We start from the raw sequence: 5,024 nt of genomic DNA on the forward strand, positions 1-5,024 counted from the left end.
GGCCCGCCTCATCCCGCGGACACGCCGTAACCCCACCAGTCACTTTCGTAACAGGCCCTAGCTGGACGGCAGGCGGCTGCCGTTGAGACGCAGTCCGTGAGGTGGAACCCCGCGATGGGGTCCGGGCGCCAGCCCATGGGGGCGGTACGGTCACCCGCCGCCGCCACCCCCGCCGCTTGACGACGGTCCGTGGAAGTCCCCTCTGTACTCCTCATCGGTGCGGCTGTTCATGTTGAAGTCCACGCTGCCACCCGAATTCGACGGGCCACGCCGCCGGTCAACGACCATTGCGATGACCGCCGCAACCGCCACTATGCCAAGGATCCAGAACCAGATCTCCATGGCTAACCCTTCGCCGGTACCGCCGACCCGGGCGTCGGTGGGTACGTCGAGTGTCCGCTCATCCGGTGTGCGTCGTCTAGGCGCTTTGGCGTCGATACTTGCCACCTGTCGTCTTCGGGAAGGGGCCCCGTCCCACCACCAGGCCGGCGGCGATCGTCAGAAGCGCGTGTCGCCTCCCGCATGGTGCGCAGGAGGGGCCTTGGGAAACGGGGTGTGTCGGTCGAGCCCCCCAACCCGCCCCCGCGACTCGCGGCGGTGTCAGGCAGGTAGGACGTCGACTTTCCCGGTGAACCATTGATGCGCATCCAACCAACCAGCCTCCGCCGGCTTACCCCTGGGGTGACGTTCACCCAGCCGACACAGCTCATCACGGAAGTTCCACGAGGGGACCGGGCGTGGCCGGTGCCAGACTGGGTGTCGTGGAGGGCCTGGGCATCGCACCGGCAACGGTTGAGCGCTGGTCGGACCTGGTGACCGTGTTTGGCACCCGCGGTGACCCGTCGTGGTGCTGGTGCCAGTTCTTCCTCACCACCGGCAACCGATACCGCGACTCCGCCGAGCGCAACCGCGCCGATCTGGAGGCGCAGGTGCGCGACGCCAAAGTCCCACCCGGCCTGCTGGCCTACCGCGATGGTGAGCCCATCGGCTGGCTGCAGCTGGGTCCGCGCACGTCCTATCCCCGCGTCACCGGCCAGGCCGCGCTGGCGAAAGTCGTGGGGGATCGCGACGCCGGGGAGCGGGTCTGGCGGACCACATGCTTCGTGGTCAGGGTCGGACATCGCAGACAAGGCGTCGCGGGAGCATTGCTCGCTGCAGGGGTGAAGTATGCCGCGGAGCACGGGGCCGGCGTGCTGGAGGGCCACCCGGTCGACGTCTCGGCCCGTCACGGTCGATCGGCCGGGGCCGCGCTCTACCACGGCACCTTGTCGATGTTCACCCATGCCGGCTTTGTCGAGATCGGCCGCACAGCGCCCACGCGACCGGTGATGCGCCGTCACGTGGGGTGATGCACAAGGACATTGCCTGGGGCCTCGACCAGCGTCCCCGCCGTGGGCAACAGGCGGCGATGAGACGCACATCGGCCACCTGGGGATGTCATCGACTGCTGATAGAACGTCCGGCACGCTGTGGAGCGCCCGCGGCGGCTGCGATAGGCCCACGAGAGGTGCGCCGCGCACCACGAAAGGACAGTTCGTGAACCGCACGGCGATCCTGTTTCACGGAACCGGCGCACATCCCGACGTCGTGTGGCTGCCGTGGCTGCGGCAGCGGCTGACCGAACGCGGCTACACCGTCCAGGTGCCGCACTATCCCGGCCTCAACGTGGAGCCCATCGCCACGTTCCTGCCGAAGTTACTGGCCAACCACAGCTTCGATGCGAACACCGTGCTGGTCGGCCACTCCGGCGGGGCAGCGCTGCTGCTGGCGCTCCTTGAGCACATCGACACCAGGGTGGGTCAGGCCATCCTCGTCGCCGGGTACTGCACCCCGCCCACCACTGAGGACGAACCCGTGCTCCAGCAGGACTACGACTGGGCGGCGATCCGGGCCCATGTTCGCGACCTGTACTTCATCAACTCCCGCGAGGACCCGTACGGCTGCGACGACACGCAAGGTCGGGCCATGTTCGAACGGCTGGGCGGGACCCAGATCGTCCGGGACGACGGCCACTTCGGAGACATCGACCAGCCCTATGAGTCGTTCGAACTCCTCGACCGGCTGATCGACTAACCCCGGAACCCGGCAATAGCAGGACGGTTCGAGCGATCCCGAGTGGCTGGCCGAACGGCAACGCGAAGCCGATCCAGGCCTGTTCTGGGTTCGCGATGGGGCAAGGTGCCTCGCCGCGCGAGAAGAGCATCCTGGCGCAGCTGAGGACCGGGCGCGGCGGGATGGCGGCGGGGTGGCTACTGACAAACCAGCCAGGACTGGGTCTTGCTCGGCGCGTGACCCGTCCGGGTAGGGACGCTGGCCGGGTCAGGACCTTCTGTCCACGTCCTGGACGCTCGACGCGCGTTCGGCCGCGGCCCGTTGTACCGTTCCTGCAGGGGCACTGACAACGTTGTCATCTCGGAGGTTCATCATGGTCATCACCCTTCACCCCACCCGTCGTTGGCGCGCTGTCGCGTTGTTGGTCGTGGCTTTCCTCGCCACGCTCGGCGTGGCGCCGGCCTCGGCGGACACGCCGGAGCACCGCCCGGCCTACCATTTCAGTCCCGCGAAGAACTGGATGAACGACCCCAATGGGCTTGTCTTCCACAAGGGCGTCTATCACCTCTTCTTCCAGTACAACCCGCTCGGCGACGTGTGGGGCAACATGTCCTGGGGGCACGCGACGAGCACCGACCTTGTCCACTGGGACGAGCAGCCGGTCGCCATCCCGTTCGACGCCAACGAGGGGGTGTTCTCCGGTTCGGTGGTGGTCGACACGACGAACAGGTCGGGGTTCGGGACAGCCCAGAACCCCCCTCTGGTGGCGATATACACCAGCGCCTACACGGCCGCCAGCGGCCGCGACGGGATCCAGGCCCAGTCGCTGGCGTACTCGATCGACGACGGCCAGACGTGGACGAAGTACTCGGGCAACCCGGTCATCGACATCGGCTCGCGCGAGTTCCGCGATCCCAAGGTCTTCTGGTACGAGCCCGCCCAGGAGTGGCGGATGGTGGCGGTGATCGCCAACGAGCACAAGGTTCTGATCTGGCGCTCCGCCGACCTTAAGCAGTGGACCCGGCTCTCCGAGTTCGGCCCCCGCGACGCCACCGGGGGCCTGTGGGAGTGCCCGGACCTGTTCCCCCTCGCGGTGGACGGCGACCCGGACAACGTCAAGTGGGTCATGCTCGTCAGCCTCAACCCCGGTGGCATCGCCGGCGGCTCGGGCACCCAGTACTTCGTCGGCGACTTCGACGGTACGACGTTCACGCCCGACGGCCCGGCCACCTACGAGCCTCCCACCGGGACGCTCCTCCAAGGGTTCGAGAACGGGTACTCCGGATGGACCCCGACGGGGACCGCGTTCGGGTCTGAACCGGCATCCGGTTCCCTGCCGGGCCAGCAGCCCGTCACCGGCTTCGTGGGCGAACGCCTCGTCAACAGCTTCATCGAGTTCGACGCCGCCCAAGGCGAGCTGACCTCGCCGGAGTTCACCATCGACCAGCGGTACCTCAACTTCCTCATCGGAGGTGGCCGCCACCCAGCGATCGCCGGTGCGACCCAGGGCGACCCGGGGGGCGAGGTCTTCACCGACTTCGAGGACCTCGACCCGGCGACGCATCTGCCCGACGGATGGAGTGCCACCGGGGACTTCGTCGGCTACGGCGCGACCAGCTCGGGCCTGCCCTACCACCAGGGTGACAAGGTGCTCGACACGTGCGTCGTGCCGGACAAGTGCGACCCCGCCATGGGCACCTTCGTGTCGCCGGAGTTCACCGTGACCAAGGACTACGTCAACCTCCTCATCGCCGGGGGCACGCACCCGCTCGGGACCAGTGGCCCGACCGTCGTGGAGCTCGTCTCGGGCGAAGTGGTCGTCGGGTCGGTGACCGGCAACAACTCCGGTGAGATGGACTGGCGCCACATCGACGCCAGGGCGGTGGTGGGCCAGCAGGCCCGGATCGTCGTCCGCGACGACCACAGTGGTGGCGACTGGGGACACCTGATGGTGGACGACATCCGGTTCTCTGACACGGCAGCCGGCCCGCGCGACACCCAGACCACCGTTAACCTCGTCGTCGACGGCGAGGTCGTGCGCTCGAGCACGGGATCAGACAGCGAAGCCCTCGACTGGGCCTCGTGGGACCTCAGCGACCTGCAGGGTCGCACCGCGCAGATCACGGTGGTCGACCACAGCTCCGGTGGGTGGGGGCACATCCTCGCCGACCAGTTCATGCTCGCCTCGGCGCCGGCCAAGAGCGGGACCGACCGTGCCAGCTGGGTCGACTTCGGACGCGACAACTACGCCGGAGTGACATTCAACGGGTTGCCCGATAACCAGCGCACCTTCATCGGCTGGATGAACAACTGGCAGTACGCCGGCGACGTGCCCACCGACCCGTGGCGCGGCCAGATGACGATGCCCCGCAGGCTGTCCCTCGTCACGACCGAGACGGGACCGCGCCTCCGCCAGACGCCGGTCCCGGGACTCGATGCGGTGACCGTGAACCGTGACAAGCAGCAAGCCAAGATGCGTCCGGTCGAGGCCGGTGTGACCCCGACCGGGATCGGCGCGACGGTGGCACGGGTCGAGGTCCGCGTCGCCCTAGGCTCGGCGTCCGAGGCGGGCGTCGTGCTGCGGCGCAGCGCCGACGGTACCGTCGGCACCAAGGTCGGGGTCCGTCGCGACGGCACGCTGGTCGTCGACCGGACGCACAGCGGCAACGTGAGGTTCAACCCCCTCTTCCCCAGCGTCGAGGAGGCACCGGTGAGGGTGCGCGAGGGTGAGGTGACGTTCACGGCATACCTGGACCGCAGCTCGGTCGAGGTGCTCGCCCAGGGCGGTCAGGTCTCCATGACCGACCTCATCTACCCGCCGTCCTCGGCGACGGGTGTCGCGGCCTACTCGATCGGCGGGACCGCCAAGGCTGTCGACATCAAGGTCACGCCCATCCGCCCCTGACCAGGCCTAGGGCCTGTTACGAAAGTGACTGGTGGGGTTACGGCGTGTCCGCGGGATGAGGCGGGCC

General features: G+C 68.3%; 4 protein-coding genes. 3 read left to right on the forward strand and 1 reads right to left on the reverse strand.

Going from position 1 to position 5,024, the window contains the following annotated elements; translation table 11 throughout:
• Nucleotides 1-150: 150 nt before the first annotated feature.
• The gene (locus ABD899_RS18195) at nt 151-342 is read right to left on the reverse strand and encodes a hypothetical protein (RefSeq protein ID WP_345201597.1); all 192 of its coding nucleotides are present in this window, start codon (nt 340-342) and stop codon (nt 151-153) included.
• 419 nt (nt 343-761) lie between these two features.
• On the opposite strand from ABD899_RS18195, the gene ABD899_RS18200 reads away from it, so the two are divergent.
• The 3 genes from ABD899_RS18200 (at nt 762) to ABD899_RS18210 (ending at nt 4,957) form a co-directional block, all read left to right on the forward strand.
• Nucleotides 762-1,349 (forward strand): GNAT family N-acetyltransferase, encoded by a 588-nt coding sequence (locus ABD899_RS18200; protein WP_345208687.1) that lies wholly within the window; start codon nt 762-764, stop codon nt 1,347-1,349.
• A 187-nt stretch (nt 1,350-1,536) separates the two neighbouring features.
• The gene (locus ABD899_RS18205) at nt 1,537-2,073 is read left to right on the forward strand and encodes an RBBP9/YdeN family alpha/beta hydrolase (RefSeq protein WP_345208688.1); all 537 of its coding nucleotides are present in this window, start codon (nt 1,537-1,539) and stop codon (nt 2,071-2,073) included.
• Between the two features lie 406 nt (nt 2,074-2,479).
• Nucleotides 2,480-4,957, forward strand: a complete 2,478-nt coding sequence (locus tag ABD899_RS18210) for a glycoside hydrolase family 32 protein (RefSeq protein ID WP_345208689.1) — start codon at nt 2,480-2,482, stop codon at nt 4,955-4,957.
• The last annotated feature ends 67 nt before the right edge of the window (nt 4,958-5,024 follow it).

It is taken from the genome of Fodinibacter luteus (assembly GCF_039541575.1).
Taxonomy (GTDB): domain Bacteria; phylum Actinomycetota; class Actinomycetes; order Actinomycetales; family Dermatophilaceae; genus Fodinibacter; species Fodinibacter luteus.

Excerpts from the sequence above, each read along its gene's own strand:
- ABD899_RS18195 (WP_345201597.1), bottom strand. The coding sequence starts at position 342 with ATGGAGATCTGGTTCTGGATCCTTGGCATAGTGGCGGTTGCGGCGGTC.